19 protein-coding genes are annotated in these 21,029 nt (G+C 34.8%); 12 read left to right on the top strand and 7 right to left on the bottom strand.

Annotated features, from left to right (window positions below):
* Window position 1: 1 nt before the first annotated feature.
* The 6 genes from pfkB to uspA all read left to right on the top strand — a co-directional run bounded on the left by pfkB (window position 2) and on the right by uspA (window position 7,633).
* The gene (gene pfkB / locus F928_RS09155; RefSeq protein ID WP_005073931.1) at window positions 2–949 is read left to right on the top strand and encodes a 1-phosphofructokinase; all 948 of its coding nucleotides are present in this window, start codon (window positions 2–4) and stop codon (window positions 947–949) included.
* Window positions 936–2,654 (top strand): fructose-specific PTS transporter subunit EIIC, encoded by a 1,719-nt coding sequence (gene fruA / locus F928_RS09150; RefSeq protein ID WP_002121001.1) that lies wholly within the window; start codon window positions 936–938, stop codon window positions 2,652–2,654. The genes pfkB and fruA overlap by 14 nt, the downstream gene beginning before the upstream one ends.
* Before the next feature lie 843 nt (window positions 2,655–3,497).
* The gene (locus F928_RS09145; RefSeq protein ID WP_002121027.1) at window positions 3,498–3,962 is read left to right on the top strand and encodes a MarR family winged helix-turn-helix transcriptional regulator; all 465 of its coding nucleotides are present in this window, start codon (window positions 3,498–3,500) and stop codon (window positions 3,960–3,962) included.
* A 194-nt stretch (window positions 3,963–4,156) separates the two neighbouring features.
* Entirely contained in the window at window positions 4,157–4,372 is a 216-nt protein-coding gene (locus F928_RS09140; protein WP_002120955.1) for a hypothetical protein, read from the top strand.
* A 579-nt stretch (window positions 4,373–4,951) separates the two neighbouring features.
* Window positions 4,952–7,042, top strand: a complete 2,091-nt coding sequence (gene ykoW / locus F928_RS09135) for a putative bifunctional diguanylate cyclase/phosphodiesterase (protein WP_002120960.1) — start codon at window positions 4,952–4,954, stop codon at window positions 7,040–7,042.
* Between the two features lie 147 nt (window positions 7,043–7,189).
* Window positions 7,190–7,633 (top strand): universal stress protein, encoded by a 444-nt coding sequence (gene uspA / locus F928_RS09130; RefSeq protein ID WP_002120966.1) that lies wholly within the window; start codon window positions 7,190–7,192, stop codon window positions 7,631–7,633.
* Window positions 7,634–7,687: 54 nt separating this feature from the next.
* Here uspA and gdhB read toward each other — a convergent pair whose 3' ends face one another.
* Window positions 7,688–9,124 carry a glucose/sorbosone family PQQ-dependent dehydrogenase gene (gene gdhB, locus F928_RS09125; protein ID WP_002121021.1) on the bottom strand — a complete coding sequence of 479 codons (1,437 nt, stop codon included), beginning with the start codon at window positions 9,122–9,124 and terminating at the stop codon, window positions 7,688–7,690.
* A gap of 393 nt (window positions 9,125–9,517) precedes the next feature.
* On the opposite strand from gdhB, the gene F928_RS09120 reads away from it, so the two are divergent.
* The gene (locus tag F928_RS09120) at window positions 9,518–10,150 is read left to right on the top strand and encodes an SOS response-associated peptidase family protein (protein WP_005073926.1); all 633 of its coding nucleotides are present in this window, start codon (window positions 9,518–9,520) and stop codon (window positions 10,148–10,150) included.
* A 225-nt stretch (window positions 10,151–10,375) separates the two neighbouring features.
* Window positions 10,376–11,830 carry a SulP family inorganic anion transporter gene (ybaR, locus tag F928_RS09115; RefSeq protein ID WP_002120970.1) on the top strand — a complete coding sequence of 485 codons (1,455 nt, stop codon included), beginning with the start codon at window positions 10,376–10,378 and terminating at the stop codon, window positions 11,828–11,830.
* A gap of 45 nt (window positions 11,831–11,875) precedes the next feature.
* Here the strand turns inward: ybaR and aprA are convergent, their stop codons facing one another.
* The 5 genes from aprA to kynU form a co-directional block, all read right to left on the bottom strand.
* Window positions 11,876–13,054 (bottom strand): S8 family peptidase, encoded by a 1,179-nt coding sequence (gene aprA / locus F928_RS09110; protein WP_002120963.1) that lies wholly within the window; start codon window positions 13,052–13,054, stop codon window positions 11,876–11,878.
* A 560-nt stretch (window positions 13,055–13,614) separates the two neighbouring features.
* A complete protein-coding gene (locus F928_RS09105) occupies window positions 13,615–13,896 on the bottom strand; it encodes a ubiquitination-like system serine protease family protein (RefSeq protein ID WP_005073920.1) in 282 nt (93 codons plus the stop codon).
* A gap of 605 nt (window positions 13,897–14,501) precedes the next feature.
* Window positions 14,502–15,248 carry an alpha/beta hydrolase gene (gene afmid / locus F928_RS09100; protein ID WP_002115660.1) on the bottom strand — a complete coding sequence of 249 codons (747 nt, stop codon included), beginning with the start codon at window positions 15,246–15,248 and terminating at the stop codon, window positions 14,502–14,504.
* A 7-nt stretch (window positions 15,249–15,255) separates the two neighbouring features.
* Entirely contained in the window at window positions 15,256–16,662 is a 1,407-nt protein-coding gene (gene pheP, locus F928_RS09095; RefSeq protein WP_005073918.1) for an amino acid permease, read from the bottom strand.
* Between the two features lie 40 nt (window positions 16,663–16,702).
* Window positions 16,703–17,953: a kynureninase gene (gene kynU, locus F928_RS09090; protein ID WP_005073915.1), complete on the bottom strand. Its 1,251-nt coding sequence runs from the start codon at window positions 17,951–17,953 to the stop codon at window positions 16,703–16,705.
* A gap of 147 nt (window positions 17,954–18,100) precedes the next feature.
* Here kynU and gigD point away from each other — a divergent pair, with 147 nt between their 5' ends.
* Window positions 18,101–18,550 (top strand): Lrp/AsnC family transcriptional regulator GigD, encoded by a 450-nt coding sequence (gene gigD / locus F928_RS09085; protein ID WP_002115591.1) that lies wholly within the window; start codon window positions 18,101–18,103, stop codon window positions 18,548–18,550.
* A 29-nt stretch (window positions 18,551–18,579) separates the two neighbouring features.
* The gene (locus F928_RS09080; RefSeq protein WP_005073913.1) at window positions 18,580–19,119 is read left to right on the top strand and encodes a GNAT family N-acetyltransferase; all 540 of its coding nucleotides are present in this window, start codon (window positions 18,580–18,582) and stop codon (window positions 19,117–19,119) included.
* A 33-nt stretch (window positions 19,120–19,152) separates the two neighbouring features.
* Here F928_RS09080 and F928_RS09075 read toward each other — a convergent pair whose 3' ends face one another.
* Window positions 19,153–19,446, bottom strand: coding sequence for a hypothetical protein (locus F928_RS09075; RefSeq protein ID WP_005073911.1), 294 nt, complete (start codon window positions 19,444–19,446; stop codon window positions 19,153–19,155).
* 423 nt (window positions 19,447–19,869) lie between these two features.
* On the opposite strand from F928_RS09075, the gene yrfG reads away from it, so the two are divergent.
* Both yrfG and hslR read left to right on the top strand, forming a co-directional pair.
* Entirely contained in the window at window positions 19,870–20,556 is a 687-nt protein-coding gene (yrfG, locus tag F928_RS09070) for an HAD-IA family hydrolase (RefSeq protein ID WP_002115736.1), read from the top strand.
* Window positions 20,540–20,968, top strand: a complete 429-nt coding sequence (gene hslR, locus F928_RS09065) for an RNA-binding S4 domain-containing protein (RefSeq protein ID WP_002115687.1) — start codon at window positions 20,540–20,542, stop codon at window positions 20,966–20,968. The genes yrfG and hslR overlap by 17 nt, the downstream gene beginning before the upstream one ends.
* Window positions 20,969–21,029: the final 61 nt, after the last annotated feature.

Raw genomic sequence — 21,029 nt, 5'->3', positions numbered from 1 at the left:
AATGGCTAAAGTTTTAACAATTACTTTAAATCCTGCAATTGATGTGACTATACAACTCAAAGAGTTACAGATAGGTCAAGTAAACCGCCAAGAATCTGTAGAAATACACGCGGCAGGCAAAGGTTTAAATATTGCACAAGTTTTAAAAGATTTGGGACATGAGGTTATTGTTTCTGGTTTTCTAGGAGCAACAAACAGACAGATTTTCGATGATCATTTTAAAGAAGCTCAATTTCAACCTGAATTTATTTATATTGAAGGTGAAACTCGCCAAAATATAAAAATTGCTGAACATTCGGGACGTATGACTGATTTGAATGGAAAAGGTTTTTTCATATCTGAACTAGATAAGAAAAACCTCTTTCAAAAAATCGAGATGATTTTGCCTCAGGTAGATGTGGTTGCTATTGCTGGAAGCCTACCACAAGGTTTTAGTGTTGATGAGTTACAGCAACTTATTAAGCTCATTCAACAGCAAGGAAAAAAAGTTGCACTTGATACAAGTGGTAAAGCGTTGGTGGCTGCAATTGAATGTCAACCTTGGATGATTAAACCAAATACAGATGAGTTAGTAGAAAGTTATCAGCTTCCTGCTACAACCTATGCTGAACAAAAAAAACTTTTTGCAAACTTAGCTAAAATTGAACATGTCGTTATTTCGATGGGTGAAGACGGTGTAAACTGGTTAAATGACACTCACCCACTTCATGCCACAGCACCTAAAGTGATAGTTAAAAGTACAGTTGGTGCGGGTGACTCTCTTTTAGCAGGGATGATTCATGGCTTATTGGGTGGCTTCTCTGCCGAAGAAACATTAAAAACTGCTACCGCAATTGCAAGCCACGCTGTAACACAAATAGGCTTTCGTATTCCTAATACTGAAAAGCTAAACCAATTAAAAGCCCAAACAACAATCAATTCATTGAGTGAATCTGATGCCAACTACTAAACGTTTATTATTTGTTATTAATAGTCCGCAACAGCAAGTCAATGCTTTGATTTTAGCTCGTAAACTTGCACAAGTCGCGTCTCAACAGGGTTATCAAAACAGCATTATTTCGCTTGATGAATTCGAGGTGAATGAAAGCTTTGACCAAGTTATCGTTGTTGGACAACGCCCGAAAAATCTTAATATTTTTAGTACACACCCTTTATCTTTCATTAACATTGAAGAGATCAAAAGTGATACTGATTCAGCTCTTCAAACTGCTTTAGATCATTTTAAATCTGCTCAAGACTGGCAAAATGATAATAGCTTATCAGCAACTACAGCTAAAAAATTTGTTGCGATCACTGCGTGTCCTACGGGTGTCGCGCATACTTTTATGGCAGCCGAAGCTTTACAGCAAGGCGCAGAAAAGCTCGGTTATGAGATTGAAGTAGAAACTCAAGGTTCCGTTGGCGCAAAAAATATCTTATCACCTCAAGCTATTGCTGATGCGGACATCGTCATTCTTGCGACTGACATTGAAGTTAATACAGACCGTTTTGTAGGTAAACGTGTTTATAGATGTAGTACAGGTTTTGCTCTAAAGCAAACAGATAAAGCTTTTGCTGAGGCAATCAGCAATGCGCAAGTTTTAGAACAAGGTAAGCAACAAACTTCTGCAGAAAACAAAGATAAAACCGAAAAAGTTGGCGTATATAAACATCTCTTAACGGGTGTCTCTTATATGTTACCTATGGTGGTGGCGGGAGGTCTTTTAATTGCTCTGTCTTTATGCTTTGGCCTTAATGCAGCTGAACAAGCAGGCAGCTTACCGGCTATATTAAAACAAATTGGTGCCGCTGCATTTATGCTTATGGTTCCAATGTTATCTGGTTATATCGCCTACTCGATTGCTGATCGTCCTGGCCTCGCACCTGGTTTAATTGGCGGCCTACTTGCTTCTCAGTTACAAGCAGGTTTTTTAGGAGGTATTGTCTCAGGTTTTCTTGCTGGCTATATCGCGCTTTTTATTGCAAAAAAACTCAAACTTCCTACAAGTTTAGAAGCACTTAAACCTATTTTAATTATTCCGCTATTAGGTACTTTATTTGTTGGTCTGATTATGTTCTACGTGGTGGGTCAGCCAGTAGCACATATTTTTGAGCTAATGAAAGACTTCCTAAACAATATGGGTACAACAAATGCCGTGTTAATGGGCATTATATTAGCAAGCATGATGTGTATTGATTTGGGTGGTCCAATCAATAAAGCAGCCTACGCTTTTACTGTTGGACTGCTGACAACAAATACTTATATGCCTATGGCAGCCACGATGGCAGGCGGCATGGTCCCTGCTATTGGTATGGCTATTGCAACTTTCATTGCTAGGAATAAATTTAGTACTGGAGAGAAAGATGCCGGAAAAGCAGCTTTCGTATTAGGTTTATGTTTTATTTCTGAGGGTGCTATTCCCTTTGCAGCTAAAGACCCAATGCGTGTTATTCCAACTTGTATTTTAGGTGGAGCTGTGACTGGAGCACTCGTTGCCCTATTCCATTGTGAGTTGGTTACTCCTCACGGCGGTGTATTTGTACTTTTAATTCCCAATGCGATTAATCATGCTTGGTTATATCTTGCTGCAATTGCTGCTGGTAGTATCGTTACAGGGATAAGCTATGCCATTGTTAAGAAAAAAATAGAAGAAAAAGCTGTGACTGTTTCATAATTAAAAAGGGAGAATATAAATTCTCCCTTTTTTTATAAATTATATGTGCCTGATCTCATAAAAATTTAAACTGAAAACTATTTAATATTTAATTTTCTTTCTCTGAGACTTAAATCATTTAATCTGAATAGCTCTTGCCATAATCTGTGTTGGCACTTCTTCTGCGAGTATTACGGTTAGATTGGCTCTTTTGAAATTTAATGGATAAAATTTATTGAAATTATAATTTATAGACAAAAATACCTCTATTTCAAAAGCTTAGTATTTAAAATAATGTTTGAAATTTATTAATAAAAATCAGATATTTAATATAGAAATCTAATTTTATTTTACTAAATAATAGATGTTTCATGTTAAATGTATGGTAAATTTCTCTCACACCAAAACAATATAATGTCATGATATATATAAATATTTTTTATTTAAATATCTTGATTTTTCATAGTTATGACTTTAGAGACAAAAACTTTCTCGTTCAATGCCACGTTCAAATCATAATTTTTTTTCTACGATGCCCTTGCAAGCAATATCGTTCAATTAACGATCAAGCAAGCTTAGATGCAATCTTACATATCCACTCAAAGAGTTTCAGGTACGGCTTTGTTAAACAGTTTTTACCTTTAATAATCTTTGATTATAGCTGAAGAGTATTTAAAGTTCGTAAAGTTATAGGAACGCTTTATAAAGTTAAGGACAATTAAACCATGTCATTGTTAAATGAAGCTATATAACTTTTGCTCATCAAGTAAAGTCCTGCTATAACTTGCTTGATGAAACTATATTTTTCAACTATTAAAGATAGTTCACCAGGAATGCGATCCACCAAGGTATGGGGAAAAGTCAATGACAAAGAAGTATGCGCGTTTTTTACCTACAACAGAATCTTTTACTCTTGAAGATTTTCCATATTATTGGATTACTCAAGTACATGCTCAATATGTACAAAACATTGATAATGCTTTAAAAAAATATGGTTTAGATAACTCACGTCGACGCATCATGTTGGCTTTAAGCAGCAAGCCCCATGCAAGTGTTTCTGAACTCTCAGATATGATTATTTCAAAAATGTCGACTACCACAAAAATTGTTTATCGTTTGAAAGATGAAGGTTTGGTTGAAACTTACTCTTGCCAAACTGATGGTCGTATCACTCGTGTAGTACTTACAGAAAAAGGGACTGAAATGATCAACAAGATCAATGATCTTACAAGTGTAGTACTTGAGCAGTCTTTTGAAGGTATTACTCCCTTACAGCTAGAAAAAATGATGGAAAGTTTAAAATTACTTTTAAAAAACCTTTCTCGCTAAGATGAAATAAGAATCTATTTATACCCAATAGTTAAGCTCTCATTATGAGAGCTTAACTATTTTAATGTCTCTACTTTAATATTGAGAGAAATGGCATCCCACATAAAATAATCAATTAACCTTCTATCTGTTGACTTGAGCTCTTAACTCCAGTAGAAATTCTCTTTCAATAACTGAATAGCAAATTTCGGAAAATGGCTAAAAGAAAATACAAAAGTGACAAATTTCAGGTACGTCGTATTAACCGTAGCTGGTGGGTACTTGAAAAAGACCTTGAATCAAACTGCTATTTAAAACATGAGCAAGTGGCAACAAAAACCTTAGCAAACAACTATGCTGATGATTATATCGAACAGTACTATATGAATCTGTACATACAACAACAGTTGAACAAGCCAGAAACTGTATAAAAAGCCATTTTGGCTTTTTTTATTTTTATAATTAAAATCTATAAAAATTATGCATAAAAAAAACCTACATCTTGGGGAAAATGTAGGCTATAAAATGCACAAAAAGGAAATATATATCCTTTTTGACAAAAACAATTTTACGATAATACAAGCTATTATTTTATATTACTTTTGTAAACTTAATAGCGATTATTGTATTTAATTAACCTCTTTTGAGAGCTTCTTTGTTTATATTATGAATAAAATTTGATTTATCAAATTCTTTATTTTTTATCTTTACTCCTTCTACTTTCTTAGTTTTATTTTTAATATGACAAATATATATGCATAATTATAAGCTGCTGTTTTAATAAGTTTTTTACAAAAATAAGCATAAATATTTTTTTAAAGAAAGATAAATAAAAATTAATAAATAACAAAAACATAAATTAAATCTTTAGTATATATTAGTTTTAATAACTCAATTTTAGTTCAAAAAAAATACACATAAAATTTATTATTTGCTGTTTTGCTTACTACAGAAAGATTACAATAATGGCTAATAAATAGATTAATCAACACAATCTTTCTAGGCATGTTATGACTTCAATGTCGAACAACACCCAAAAGCATTTTATTGTTGAGCAAATTCCACTCCCAACTTGGGTGAGTGATGAAAATGGCTTGATATTATATTGCAATATAGAGTGTACAGAATATTGGTTGGATACTTTTTCTCCATTGCCAGCGCAATGGCTAGATTTTATTTATCCTACCGATTTAGATGAAGTCAAAAACAGATGGCTCGAAGCAATTCGCCTACAAAAAAGAATCGAATTAAAATGTCGACTTTTACGAGCTGGAAATCAATATAGATGGTGCAAACTATCGATTCAAGCATCTAAGTATCGCAGCTCCTCACAAACTAGCGAATGGTATGTTAGCTTTTTAGATATAGATCACGATATTCAAGAACAACAAAACTTGCAAAAGAACATTGAAATACAAAATCAGATGTTAGATATCAGTGTAGATTGCATTAAAGTTTTAAATGTAGACGGCACACTTTCTCACATGAACAAATCAGGGTGCCTCGCTTTAGGTGTACCTGTTGATGAAACAGAATTTGGAATGAAATGGCTCGAACTATTACCACCGCACATTCGTAAACGCGGTCGAGTCGCTTTGAAAAAAGCTCTTCAAGGTAAAGTTGCTAGATTTGCAGGAATGAGCTGTTTGCCAGATCAGGATCCTGAGTATTGGGATAATATGCTTACCCCGATTCATCGGGAAAATGGTGAAATTGGACAAATCCTTTGTGTCTCACGTAATGTTACTCAACAACATTTGGCAGAAAACCAGCTTAGGAATATGAGTGAGAGAGATGAACTGACCGGATTATATAATCGGCGTTCATTTAAATTTCAACTTAAGCGTACTCTCTCATATTCAAAAGACACTCAAACAAGTGTAGGGTTACTTTTAATTGACCTCGACCACTTTAAACATATTAACGATACTTTAGGGCATAGCGCAGGCGATCATCTATTAAAAGTTCTCTCCAAACGCTTTAGTCATTGTGTAGATGATGAAAAGTGCGTTGTCGCGCGACTAGGCGGAGACGAATTTGCGGTTATTATTAATAACCTTAATTCTGAAAATGATGTCCGAGAGTTAGCAGCCATTTTACTTCAACAGTTAAATCAGCCGATTACCTATTTAGGTAATGTCTTAAATGGTGGGATGAGCATTGGCTGCGCAATTTACCCGCAAGATGCCGTAGACCAGTCAGGTTTGCTCAGTTGTGCCGATATGGCATTGCATGATTTAAAAGCGCGTGGTCGTGGTGGTATTCGCATGTATGATCCATGCATGATGCAAATGACTGAAACTGTCGCTTCTCAGCTTAATTTAGCTCGTCAGCTGATTCGCCATCATACCATCCAACCCTATTATCAACCTAAAGTAGACCTAAATACCCATCGTGTAGTGGGATTTGAAGCTTTATTAAGATGGCATACAACCTCAGCTCAAAGAGGCTACCCAGCACAAATTGCGGAAGCTTTTAAAGATTATAATTTAGCGAGTAAGATCGGTGAAACGATGCAACACCAAGTTTTACGTGATATCGCTAAATGGATAAATCTTGGTATTACCCCACTCCCTGTTTCACTAAATGCTGCACCAGTTGAGTTCTTAAGAGATAATTATGCTGAGAGACTTTTGAAAAAGGTTAATCAATTTCAAATACCGACGCATTATATTGAAGTGGAAGTCACTGAGCACATGCTAGGCGACCGAGGCTCGGAATATGTGATCCGTGCACTTAATAAATTAAAACAGCATGGGGTACGTATTGCACTTGACGACTTTGGGACAGGTTTCTCATCGCTAACCCATATTCGCGATTACCCGATTGACAGTTTAAAAGTAGATTGTAGCTTTATCCAAAAGATGCAACATGACCCATCAATTTATGCGATTGTCCAAGCAATTGGTTTACTCGCTCCAAATTTATCACTCGGGCTTATCGCTGAAGGAATTGAAACTCCTGAACAAGAAGAACTACTTCGACAATTTGGTTACAGCATAGGCCAGGGGTTCTTGTTTGAATCTGCTATAGATGCTACTCAGGTTATTTCCATACTTAAACAAAATCAGCCTTACTTAGAAAGTCATTACAATCTTTGAAAATAAGATGTTTAATGAACCTTTTAGTTTTTATTCATACTAAAAATAAACAATAATTTTTTAAAAACTGTTCATAATATAAGCATAAAGATAATAATTTCGGTGTTTCCGCACCATACATTGTCACAAGACAATAAGGAGCAATATATGAGTTATCACCATATCTTGGTTCCAGTCGATGGTTCTCCTACTTCACTTATTGCCGTTAATCATGCAACAGCAATTGCTAAGGCCTTTGGCAGTAAAGTGACTCTAGTATATGCACTTACCATAGATCCTTTCATTTCTGTAGAATTCATTGATAGTACAGAATTAGCACAGGATTATTTTAATAAAGCTAGAGCATCGATTCAGAGCATTTTAGACCAAGCTAAAGAACAATTTAGCCAACATGGAATTTCTGTTGAAACAAAAATTGTTGAGGGTCAAACAATCCACACAGAAATTATTAAAGCAGCTAATGAGCTAAAAGCAGATTTATTAGTGATTGGCTCACATGGGCGAAAAGGGTTTAAAAAGTTCTTCTTAGGAAGTGTGACTCAAGCCCTTTTAGGAGAAATTCATTTACCGGTATTAGTCGTAACTGAATAGTTTTCTAAAACTAAAAAAACCGATCTTTATAGATCGGTTTTTTAATGCACTGTATTACTTAGCCTTATAGGTGAACTTAATGAGAGATCCTGGGTTTTCTAATGTATTTGTTACTGAGCCATCATCTTTTTGGACATTTCCGGCAGTATCAGTTAATACATATAAGACATTCCCATCTGGACTTGCAATCACATCACGATAACGGTTGTTGCTCTTAAACATCGGTACAGCGTCATCATAAGTAGTGCTATAAGTTGGATCTAACTTAATACGGAAAATGACACCACGTTTTAAAGATGGAACCAATAATGTATTTTCCCAACCAGTAATTGCTTTTTTACCGCCCTTATAGACATAGGCAGATGACGGTGCAACTGTTGGCCAGCAAATGTAGGTCATCTCTCCACAAGTTGGATCGTTATAGTTGTAGGTATCTTGAACGGTATATAAAGTTTTTAATGGTGGGACAAAGTTTTTACCAGTCCATTCAGATTCTTTCGTCACAGGGACCCCTGCGGCTACTTTTACTCCATTTTGAGCTAAATCCTTAATTGACTTATTGGCTGCTGCTGAATAATTTGCATAAGCATAGCCACTATCATCTTTATAACCTGCTACATTCGGCCAACCATAATTGCCACCTTTGACAATGAGGTTAATTTCATCGTCAGAGTTTGGGCCTTGTTCAGACTGCAATAATTTACCATTTGGAGTGAATGCTAAGCCCTGCGGATTACGATGTCCAAGTGTATAAATATGGCTAACCACCCCGTTAAAACTTGGATTATCCTTTGGAATACTTCCATCAAGATTTAAGCGTAGTACTTTACCCATATAGGTGTGATAGTCTTTACCATTCAGTTCTTGTTGAGTTGGCGTATGTTGTGCTTGATTTGGCAAGAACAAATAAGCAAGCTGGTTACGCCCTTGGTCACCAATCGTATAATAAATCTTTTGATCTGGCCCAATGACAAGACGACCTGACTGATGGTCTTTTGATGAAGGTAATCCTGCTAATAAATCGACTGGCTTCTCGAGCGTATCTGTTGATTTATTATAGGTATAACGACGAATAATCGTTTGGTTCGGTAATTCTTTATCTGTAGATTTCGGATTTTTAAATGTACCTGAAATATAGATATAAGGATTATTTTTAAAATCAGGATGGAAGGCAAAACCTAATAAACCATTCTGCCCATCAGCATCATTGACAATCTCTGGTACCTGAAAAACTGTTTTTACACTACCCGACTCTGGATTAACTCTTAGAATCTTACCTGTTGCTCGCTCAGTTAACCAAATTTGATTATCTGGTCCCCATAACAAAGCATGCGGCTTATTTAGATTAGATAGAATAACTTTCTTGTCAAAGTTCTCTGATTTCGCTTTAGCAAATTGAGATGGAGTTAGAGGAACATCAGCAAATGCTGAGAGTGTAACTAGCTGAACAGCGCTTAATAAAGCAATTTTAGCCAATAAATGTTTATTCATGTGTCCACCTTATAAATTGTCAAAATTTTCCGAGAATTTTTAAACCTCTAATAAAGGGTTTGTACGAGTTCTCTATATGATTTGTATTATGATGAATAACGAATCTATTAAAATCTAAATTTCTGAAAGGCTCTGTTGCATAAAAGTAGCTATTAAAACTGAATAAACTCTCTTTAAGATGAGCAACTTAACTATACGATTTATCTATTCTATTAATTTTATATCTGAAACTTTTTTGAAATGTCCATGAGTTAAATAAATATTTATTAACGAAGTAATTGATAGTTAAAAATTAATACTCAAAGAGACAATTCTAATTATAAAAATATACATCACTAAAGACTAAAAATTAGAAGCTGTAATTGAGAGCTATTTTTACAACGAAGGTGTCTTATGTGTGCAAACTTTAAACCTATTAAGAAAATACATGCTAATCAATTAGAGTTATTTGAACCCACTTTTGAATATAAGATGGATATTTTCCCAAGTGATGATTGCCCACTCATTTTATCGAATGAAAATGAGCTTGAGTGGAGAAAAGCTAAATTTGGAATGCTTCCCCCTTATACCAAAGAAATTGCATTCAAATATGCAACGTATAATGCCAGAACAGAAACAGTACAACAAAAGCGCTCTTTTAAACATGCTTGGTTAAATGATCAATTTGCGCTTATTCCTGTTGAAGCCATTTATGAACCTAAATATGTCAATGGAAAAGCACATTGGTATGGTATTTTCCGGCAAGATGGGCAACCTTTTACCCTTGCTGCGATCTTTGAGGAAACACTTATTGATGGACAGAAAATTAGGTCAATGTCGCTATTAACAATTAATGCTGATCATCACCCTTTCATGAAACAATTTCACAAACCTGATGATGAAAAACGTTCGGTTATTGTGATACCTGATAATCTTAGAAATGATTGGCTCAACTGTACTCATTCTGAAGCCAAAGATTTTTTCTTAGATATGCCTGCGAATGAATTTGCCTCAATGCCAAAAGCTGAAATGAAAAATTATAATTAAATCGGTTTAGTCGACTTAGGTTAGTCAGCCTTAAAAACTTATGCTATTCTTCGGGCACTTTTAAATGCCTCAAACTCTCTATACCTATGATACTTACGCCACCTTAAGTTTATTTACCCCTATCCCTTGTAAATAACTCATCACTGTTTAGTGATGTGGTGTAGTCGTTTGTGTTGGTATATCACATCACTAGCCTTTCAAAATTTAGAACTTAGGCTATTTCTCATGTTATCGAATGTCCGAGAACAATGGTTCTCTAATGTCCGCGCAGATATTCTTTCCGGTCTTGTTGTGGGTCTTGCTTTAATTCCAGAAGCAATTGCATTTTCAATTATTGCGGGTGTAGATCCCAAAGTCGGTTTATATGCATCCTTTTGTATTGCCGTTATTATTTCTTTCGTAGGCGGTCGTCCAGCTATGATTTCGGCAGCTACGGGTGCCATGGCTTTGGTTATGACAACGCTCGTAAAGGAACACGGGCTTCAATACTTATTCGCTGCGACAGTATTAACTGGCGTCATACAGATTTTGGCCGGATATTTTAAACTTGCCAAACTCATGCGTTTTGTTTCTAAATCGGTGGTTATTGGATTCGTTAATGCCCTTGCCATACTCATCTTTATGGCTCAATTACCAGAATTGGTAAATGTGACGTGGCATGTCTACTTACTAGTAGCAATTGGTTTAGGAATTATTTACCTTTTCCCCTATATTCCAAAAATTGGAAAGTTCTTTCCCTCGCCCCTTATTTGTATTGTAGTAGTAACATTACTCGCTATTTTTTTAGGGTTTGATGTTCGAACTGTTGGTGATATGGGTTCATTACCAGATACGTTACCTATATTTCTAATTCCGAATATTCCTTTAAATTTAGAAACCCTCCTTATTATTCTTCCATATTCTTTAACCCTTGCCGCGGTTGGCTTACTTGAATCAATGATGACTGCAACAATCGTTGATGAAATGACAGATACATCTAGTGATAAATTTCAAGAATGTAAAGGTCAAGGCATTGCAAATATCGCTTCAGGTTTTATGGGCGGCATGGCTGGTTGTGCCATGATTGGTCAATCAATGATTAATGTAAAATCGGGTGGTCGCACACGTTTATCCACTTTCTGCGCAGGTATATTCTTACTTATTTTAGTTGTATTTTTAAGTGACTGGTTAAAGGTTATTCCCATGGCCGCTCTGGTTGCCGTCATGATTATGGTATCAATTAGTACTTTTGAGTGGAGTTCACTGACTCAATTTAAAAATAATCCTAAAAGTAGTAATGTCGTTATGATCGCAACCGTTATTGTAGTAGTTGCTACCCATAACTTAGCGTTAGGTGTATTAACTGGAGTATTACTTTCAGCACTTTTCTTAGCAAATAAACTTGAAAATGATATTCGTATTGAAACTTCATTCGAGGGTCAAGCTCGTCTATATGAATTAAGAGGTCAAATATTTTTTAGTTCATCTGAAAAATTTATGCAAGGTTTTAACTTTAAAGAAGATGTTAAAGAAATCATTATTGATCTCACCCATTCTCATATTTGGGATGTGACTTCAGTTGCCATGTTAGATTCAGTTGTGAATAAATTTCAAAAGAACGGTATTCAGGTAACGGTTCGCGGTTTAAATGAAGCCAGTTCAATCATGATTGATAAATATGGTACTCATGCAAAAATCTAAAAAAGGTCCTTCAGGACCTTTTCCAATTTCAAGACATACTTCTTATTAAGGTGATTTATATAACAATCGATTTGGGCTACCAGAAGGATTTTTTACCACATTACTACTTGCTTGATTTAAAAGATTGGTCGAGATTGTCTGAGGTGTTGTAGTAGGCGTACTTTGCAACATTTCAGCTACGACACCGACAACATGTGGAGTTGCCATTGAAGTTCCATTCAAAACTTTAGTTGCTGTATTACTCCCAATCCAAGAAGAGTTAATCTGGCTTCCAGGCGCAAAAATATCAACACAACTTCCATAATTCGAATAACTCGCTCGAGTATCTGTACTATCTGTAGCAGCAACAGTAATTGCCTTACTTACTCTAGCAGGTGAAGTACTACAAGCATCTGTATTCGAGTTTCCTGCAGCCACAACCATTACATAACCATTATTAAATAAATTTTCTACTGCACTATCCAAAGATGCGTTTGCTTCACCACCTAAAGACATATTCACTACAGCTGGCTTTTTACCATTTTTTAATATCCAATCTAGCCCCGCAATCACATTACTCGAAGCACCAGAACCATCACATCCTAAAATCCGAATAGGCACTAAGCTTACATTCTTGGCAACCCCATAGGTACTACCACCAACTGTTCCTGCCACATGTGTACCATGACCATGACAGTCACTTGTTCCATTACCATCAGATATCGCGGTATAGCCACTTAATACCCGTCCAGAGAACTGTTGATGTGTAGACAATATTCCTGTATCAACAATATAAGCGGTTGTACCTGAACCTGTTTGTGAGTACGAATAGGCTGAATCTAGAGGTAAGTTTTTTTGGTCAATACGATCTAGTCCCCAATCTGGGTTACTTTGTGTAGTGGCATCAATTTTCATGATTGTGTCATTTTCAACTGAAACGACTTTCGGATTTTTTTTCATTGCTTCAACAAAAGCAGTACCAGCAACATCGGGTAAATAAATTGCAAATCCCTTAAGTACAGCATCATAGGTCTGTAATACCCTCCCGCCATGTTGTTTAGCAATACCTTGTGCAAACTCGTTAGAAGAACCCACATCCTTATTAAGAATAACAATATATTGATTTTTAATAATTCCTTTTGCTTCAGATGAGCCTAATACAGAATTTGTTGTAGCAGGTGCAGCATAGGTTAAATGGCTCAGCGCTATTGTTAAAAGAAAAGTCGAAACTTGACAAAACTTCATAGAAAATCTCCATATTTTTTACTTTAGACATCATTGTTATGATCAGTACAGTCTTTATATTTAGGCATTAACATCTTTAGAAAGGAATTTTTATTATATTCTCCATATATTATAACCACGTCATGTTTTCATAAAACTTGGACCTATACAATGCTATTATCTTTTTTCATTTAAAATTGAGAACCAATTCAAATAAACCAATACATCAAACATTTTAGAATAAATAATTATCTTACTTTATTTATAATTTAGTTTAGGTAGGATGTATAATGTAAAAATATATAATCATTAAAAATAATATAAATGTAGAAATAATGAGATATGTTCCAGTTGTATTAAAGCTTTTTAAAAATTTCCAGATATCCATAAATAAAAATATAAAACAGTAAGTTATGAAAATTCTTGCAAATTATAATATAGCCTTCAACTAAAAGAGATTTACAATTTTTTAAACTATATGTGTTCAGTATCAAATATGTAAAGATATATTGCAAAAATATGTGATAATTAAGGAAATGTGCAGTCCTTTAAATGGCATAATTAATAAATACCAAAATCAATTATATTCTATAGTTTTTTAATTTTAGTTCTGGCAGCTCAACCTTACAACCAGCTAAATGATGCCTACAATTAACGCTATATTCGATAAAGCCATCTTTAATAAAGTAATTACAATATTCATTTATACTTATGATGGGATCAAATGTCGGTTTTTCCAAGTTACCATTAAAAAACCATTGGTTGCCGTTAGAGAAAGGATAATGTACAGGAATATAATGAAGATATCCGCAAGCAGGACACATATGTTTATACATGCCTCCTTCGAAATACTGTACTTTCATTAACACTCCTTTAAAAATAAAAAAGCCAACTCATAAGAGCCGACTAAACCATTTATTTACAGATGCTATATATTATTAAATTATGTGCTATAGCCTTCTCTCTTTTATTTTTCTGTTTTTAATTTATCTAACCTATATGACAAATTCATGAAGTTCCGAGTGTAATCTCACACTTTGTTAGTTTGGTAAAATATATTTTATATAATCTATTAATTAAATGATAATTCCAGTTAAATAATGAAAAGCAAATACTAGTTTGTTTCTTATTTGGCAGAGGGCTATGTGATTAACTCATATTAATCATTAAATAGATATTACCGCCATATCCAAGAACAAAATTCGATTTATCTTATTGTTTTAAAAATCAAATAAAAAAGTCCGCATCTTGGGAAGCTACGGACTTGAAACTCAACTAAACAACAGCTAAACATTTTGCCGCTTAGTGAGAAAGCACTATCTTTTTAATCTAATTAAGTTCTATAGTCAGGTCAATAAGGATACTTAATTTTTATAAAAATTAGGTTGAGTTGTGATTTATCTCACATTTTATCTTCTAATAAGTTTAATCTGTTTTTCTTTACTCAATTACATTCTATTTCAAACACTTAAATTAAAATATTATTAAAGTAATGATTTAAAATAGAATAATGGTTAATTTTAGGAATAAGCTTGAAAGAAACAAAATCCTGATCTTGCCTTTTCTTCATTTCAAAATAATTTTGGCTTTGCCATTTCAACTCATCAAGTTCGAGTTCACCACAGAAAATTGAACATGGAGTGGTAATTCGTTTTGACTGATGAACAGGGCTGTATTTTAAGATATCTTCGCTTGAAAGATTGAGAGCATGATTTAAATGGGTACTTTGTATAGGCTCTAGATCATAAATTCCACTTAACAAAACCATCTCAGATATCAGTGGATGATCTAATGACAAAGCGGCCAGATGTGCTCCTGCCGAATGCCCAACTAAAACCACCTCATCAGTTTTCCAGCCTTGCTCTCGAATAAAATCGAGAGCTTGATTAACTTGAGAAGCAATATCTGAAATTTTACTTTGTGGTGCCAAATCATATTCTAAAAGAACGCACTGGACTCCTTTTGCTAGAACATACGGTACGATGAATGCAAAATCTGATTTATCACACCATTGCCAATAACCACCATGAATAAAAATAACAGTCTTTTTGGCTTGCTCTAATGGAAATAAATCTAAAGTCGACCGTGAGTGCTTACCATATTGGATATCTGCAATATGGGTAAATTTTTGATAGCTCACTAAGCTTGTTCTTTTAAATTCTGCCAATATTTCATGTTCATTCGCTACGGTTCTAGAATTGTCATATGGTCGCATAGATCTCTCACTTCAATGATTCTTCATGAGCATTTAAAGTAAGCTTGGCTGATGATCGCTTTAAATAGTAAAAAACCGTAAGAACAACAATTAATGGCACTCCAAATTGTAAAGTTGACTTAAATTCATTGGTAAACCACGTTGTGATCGTAATACTCAAAATTGCGATTAATCCCAACAGTGAAATTAACAGGCTCGCTGGAACCTTAAACTTTAATTGCTGGCCTTGTTGTGCCATTTTCCGTCTAAAAAACATATGAGTAATGAAAATACTACCCCAAGTGAACAATGCACCAAACATAGATAAAGCAATCATGATCGGGAATGCCGAGCTCGGATTAATGGTATAAACAATACTAGCAACACCAATACCAACAACTGACAATAACAACGCATTAATTGGTACGCCATTGTGACTAATACGACCAAATAGTTTTGGCGCATCCCCTGCTCGTGACAAGCTAAATAGCATACGTGTTGAGATATATAGCATACTATTCATGGCTGACAAGGCCGCGACAATTACAATAAAATTTAAAATACTGTCTGCATATGGAATCCCTACAATTTTCATCACCATCACAAAAGGACTGGTCGCGTCAGCTCCAATTAAAGTTGTCCAAGGAACAAGTGCCACAATAAGAAATAAAGACAGTAAATAAAATAGGATTAAGCGAATTGCAGTACTTTTAAAAGCTTTCTTAACGGCTCTTTCCGGATCTTTAGCCTCACCTGCTGCAACAGCGATCATTTCAATACTTAAATAACTAAATATTGAAATGATTACTCCAATCCAGACTCCACTAAAACCATGAGGGAAAAAGCCCCCATGCTCAGTTAGATTAGAGACAACCTGAGCTGTTCCTCCATGACTTTGGGTCAAAATACCAATTGCTAAAAGAATAAATACAATAATTGCAAAGACTTTTATGGTCGAAAACCAATATTCAACCAATCCAAAAGCTTTAACACTATATGCATTAACCACAAGTAACGTCAGCGAGAAAAACGCAATCCAGCCCCAAGAACCTACATGAGGAAACCATAATTTCATATAGTCAGCCACCGCTGTAATTTCTGTACCGACCGCTAATACAATACACGCCCAATAACAATAACGGACTAAAAACCCAGCAAGCGGACTTACATAATGCTCAGCATATGCCCCAAATGAACCTGACGTAGGGTGCTGGACTGTCATCTCAGCCAAACAAGCCATAATAGCAAATGCGATTAAGCCTCCAATGGCATAACTCACAATGACAGCTGGGCCAGCAAAGCTAATTGCGAACTTGCTTCCCATGAACAGCCCTGTACCAATCGCTCCACCAATTGCAATCATTCCCATCTGTTTTGCGGATAATTTTTTATGTAAACCCGCTTCTCGATTTTGTATTTCATCAAAACTGCTCATAGGCCCTCCTAGCCATTTTTCTAATGTTGATATCTAACGATCAGGTCACTTCACTGCGCACCAGATAACGTTCATTTTTCCATTCACTATTCAGCATAATTTGCATAAGTTGTTGTACGGCATTCCAAATATCTTCAAATCCTAGATATAAAGGTGTAATTCCAAAACGTAATACTTCCGGCTCTCGGTAATCCCCAATCACACCACGAGCAATCAGCGCTTGAATAATTTCATAACCAAACTCATGTCTATAACTGACATGACTGCCACGATATTTATGATTTAAAGGTGTAATCAGTTCAAAACCAAACTGGGCACACTCTTGTTGAACAAGTTGAATAAATAAATCAGTTAATTTGAGTGATTTCTCGCGTATTTGTTGCATATCAGCTTGTAAGAAAATATCGACACCACATTCGATTAGGCTCATAGAAATGATGGGTTGAGTTCCACACAAATATCGACGAATACTGTTAGCTGGTTCATAGTGCTGAGCCATATCAAATGGTTTCTTGTGGCTCCACCAGCCTGAGAGAGGTTGCCAGAATTGATCACGATGCTTTCGATTTACCCATAACAACGCTGGAGAACCTGGGCCACCATTTAAATATTTATAAGTACAACCGATGGCAAAATCACTATTGCTCTGATTAATATCCATAGGCACCGCACCAACTGAATGACATAAATCCCAAATAATCAAAGCATCTTTAGCGTGAATTTGTTGATTAATAGATTCCATATCATAGAAATATCCAGTCCGATAATTCACATGAGAAAGAACAACTACCGCCACATCTTTTGCTAAAACACGAGATAAATCATCGGCCCCATCAATCAATTCAACTTGATAACCCTGATGAATCAAATCGATAAAGCCTTCAATAATATAAATATCGGTTGGAAAGGCATCTTTTTCTGCAACAATAATTTTACGTTCCGGAAATTTTTCAGCTTGAATTTTTACCGCTGCTGATAAAACTTTGAATAAATTTAGGGTCGTTGAGTCTGAAATAACGACTTCACCTTTTTCAGCGCCGATAAGCTGCGCGACTTTATCTCCGAGTCTAGTCGGTAGTCCCCACCAATCTGCTTTATTCCAACTATTAATGAGGTCCTCACCCCACTCTTTTGCAATAATATGCTGAGCAACCTCTAATGATTTTTTTGGTCTTGCACCCAAAGAATTACCATCTAAATAAATGACATTTTCTGGTAGTGCAAATTCGTCTTTAAACTTTTTGAGTTCATCTTCCTGATCCCAATAGAGGCATTGTTCGTGAGTAATCATTTGTTATTTCACCTATTTTCAACATTTCCTTTGTATTTGAATTTTATCACGCTAATTCTTTCGATTTATTCGATAATATTTGATTAAAATTTGCTATTTTCGTATAAAATTCGAATTAAAATTATAAAACATGGATGAAATTCGAAAATGAATGTAGATGCAATTGATCTTAAAATTTTAAAACATTTACAAGATAATGCTCGGTTAAGTAACCAAGAACTGGCCGATCTCGTTAACCTTTCGGCTTCAGCTTGTCATCGGCGAGTTAAAATTTTAGAAAGCAATGGTGTAATTGAAAAATATCAAGCGAAAGTTAATTATGAAAAACTAGGTATAAAAATTGAGGCAATTGTCGAAATAAAGCTTGCCCAACTCACAGAAAATGATCACAACTTCTTTTTAAGTCAGATCAAAAATTTTGATGAAGTCATTAATGCTTATATTATTACTGGTGAATCTAATTATGTTTTACACATTGCGACCAAAGATTTGAGTTCTTTTTCTCATTTCGTCATTAATACCTTAAATAAAATAAAAGGTGTAGTGAGCATCAATTCCAAGATCATTTTACAAAAGATTGTGCAAAAGCCACTTTGATCCCTTATTTTTAATTAAAGAGACATCTCATGATCGAAACAAAACGTTTAATTTTAAGACAATGGAAAGAAAGTGATGTTGAGCCTTTTATAACAATGGGCTTAGATCAAGATGTTATGCAATTTTTCCCAAATCTATTACCCCCCCAAGAAAGCCATAATTTAATCCAAAAAATTTCATCTCTAATTGATGAAAATGGTTGGGGCTTCTGGGCAGTAGAATTAAAAGAAACCCATCAATTTATCGGGTTTATTGGTTTACATAGCCAACCTGAACAATTTGACTTTTCTCCATGTGTGGAAATTGGGTGGCGACTTGCAAAAGACTTCTGGAAACAAGGTTATGCAACTGAAGGAGCAAAAGCGGCTTTAGACTATGGTTTTAATGTACTGAATTTAGATAAGATCGTTTCATTTACCGCTAACATAAATACACCCTCTCAAGCCGTCATGGAAAGACTTGGAATGCACAAAGTTAAAAACTTTGATCATCCCAAGGTTCCTCTCCATCACCAACTAAAAGCACATGTGTTATATGAAATTACAAGCTCTTCATTTATTTTTGATTAAAGTCAAAATTTTAAATTATTAATAAAAATTTTCTTAATCATCGAAATCATAGCCAACAGATGTAGAGGACTCCCAATACTCATGGATTTTACTTGCGATATCATCTTTTCCCATTGTAGTGAGTACATAAAAGAGTTTAGCCTCTTTATTTTTTCTTAGTATTAATAGGTTGTAGTAATCATACTCAGGCCCATTAAGACCTAATGTTGGCTGTGATTCACAGTGCTTTTCTGCTTTGTAATGCCATTCAAGCTTATAAGTATCAAGGCCATCAGCAGCATTGATTACAATACCGTCATTGGCTCCGCCAATAAATCCAATTTTCATTGCTTTCTCTAAATTCTTATTAGGGTTAATTTTAAATATAACTTTAAACAAGTATCCTTCAATTTATAAAATGTATGTCAATACGTATCCTATGTAAGCAAAATTAACTATAAATATAGATGACTTTTAAGATTTCTTAATTGCAAAACTTTGGCTGCCTATTTTTACTTTAAACACAGTAAAAGTTATCCACTAAAAAGCATTTATTATTGTTTTTTGTTTTTCAAAATTACACGCTATAATTTTCAAATCATTTATCCTCCCTACCCATCACATTAATCAAAACACCTTTTGAAAGAATTAATGGGTGGAGTTTTAAATTAATTTTATATTTCAAAGTTTCTTTAATTAATGATTTTAAAAGGATATATGGTAGATGCGTCTTAAAAAATTTGCTTTAAATGATTTTGGAGATATTTATATATGTCTAAAATCGTAATGTTTGACATGGATGGTACGCTATTAGATCTCGCTTTTGATGATTTCATTTGGAATGAATGTCTTCCTAAGCGACATGCAGAGATACATCAACTTCCGCTCACCCAGAGCCAAAAAATACTATATCAGTTTTATCAAGCACATAAGCATACACTTGTTTGGTATTCATCAACTTTTTGGACTAAAACTGTAGGTGTAGATGTACTCAAATTACAGAAAGAATTTCAGACAAAAATTCAAGCTCGCTCAGGTTGTATTGAGCTTCTGCAGGAACTGAAAGAACAAGGATATAGTTGTTGGTTAGTTACAAATGCTGACCGTGCAAGCTTACAGTTAAAGCTCGATAATATTGCAATTGAACACTTCTTTGACGTAATCGTATCGAGTGAACAAATTGGTTATGCAAAAGAAGATATTCATTTTTGGCAAGAGCTCCAAAAATTACACCCTTTCGACCCAGACGCAACCATTTTTATTGACGATACAACTCCTGTACTAAAAACAGCTGAAAAATTTGGTATCAAACACTTGTTTACTATCTTGCAGCCCTCAAGTCTAAAGAATGCAAGAAAGCATGAAGATTTAGAATATAAAGCACTAGATCGACTTACAGAATTGCTGTCTATATTGAATCAAATTGATAGAAAGGATAATGATGTCAAAATTGCTTGAAAACGATGCTGTAGAGACCATGCGTATCGACAAATGGTTATGGGCTGCTCGTTTTTTTAAAACTCGTTCAATTGCTAAAGCAGCAATCGAAGGAGGTAAAGTACATCACAATAATGAGCGTGTAAAAGTTTCCAAAGAAATTCGTGTTGGAATGGAACTGATTATTCAACAAGGTTTTGATAAAAAAACCGTTGTAGTAAAAGCGCTTTCCAACACACGTGGTCCAGCACCAGTTGCCCAGCAACTTTATGAAGAAACAGAAGTAAGTATTGCTAAACGGGAGTTGATTGCATCCCAACGAAAATTGCATAATCTTGCTCGACCTGATCATAGACCGAGTAAAAAGGATCGTAGACAGATTAATCGGTTTAAACAGGACAATGATCAACACTGGTCGTATGGTGATGAATAAAAACGTCGAGTTGTGTCGCACACACACAGACAACACATAGAAGCTATAGAAAAAATCTGTC

It is taken from the genome of Acinetobacter pittii ATCC 19004 = CIP 70.29 (genome assembly GCF_000369045.1).
Taxonomy (GTDB): Bacteria; Pseudomonadota; Gammaproteobacteria; order Pseudomonadales; family Moraxellaceae; genus Acinetobacter; species Acinetobacter pittii.
The sequence above is the reverse complement of the archived record's forward strand: the minus strand, read 5'-3'. Positions and strand labels throughout refer to the sequence as shown.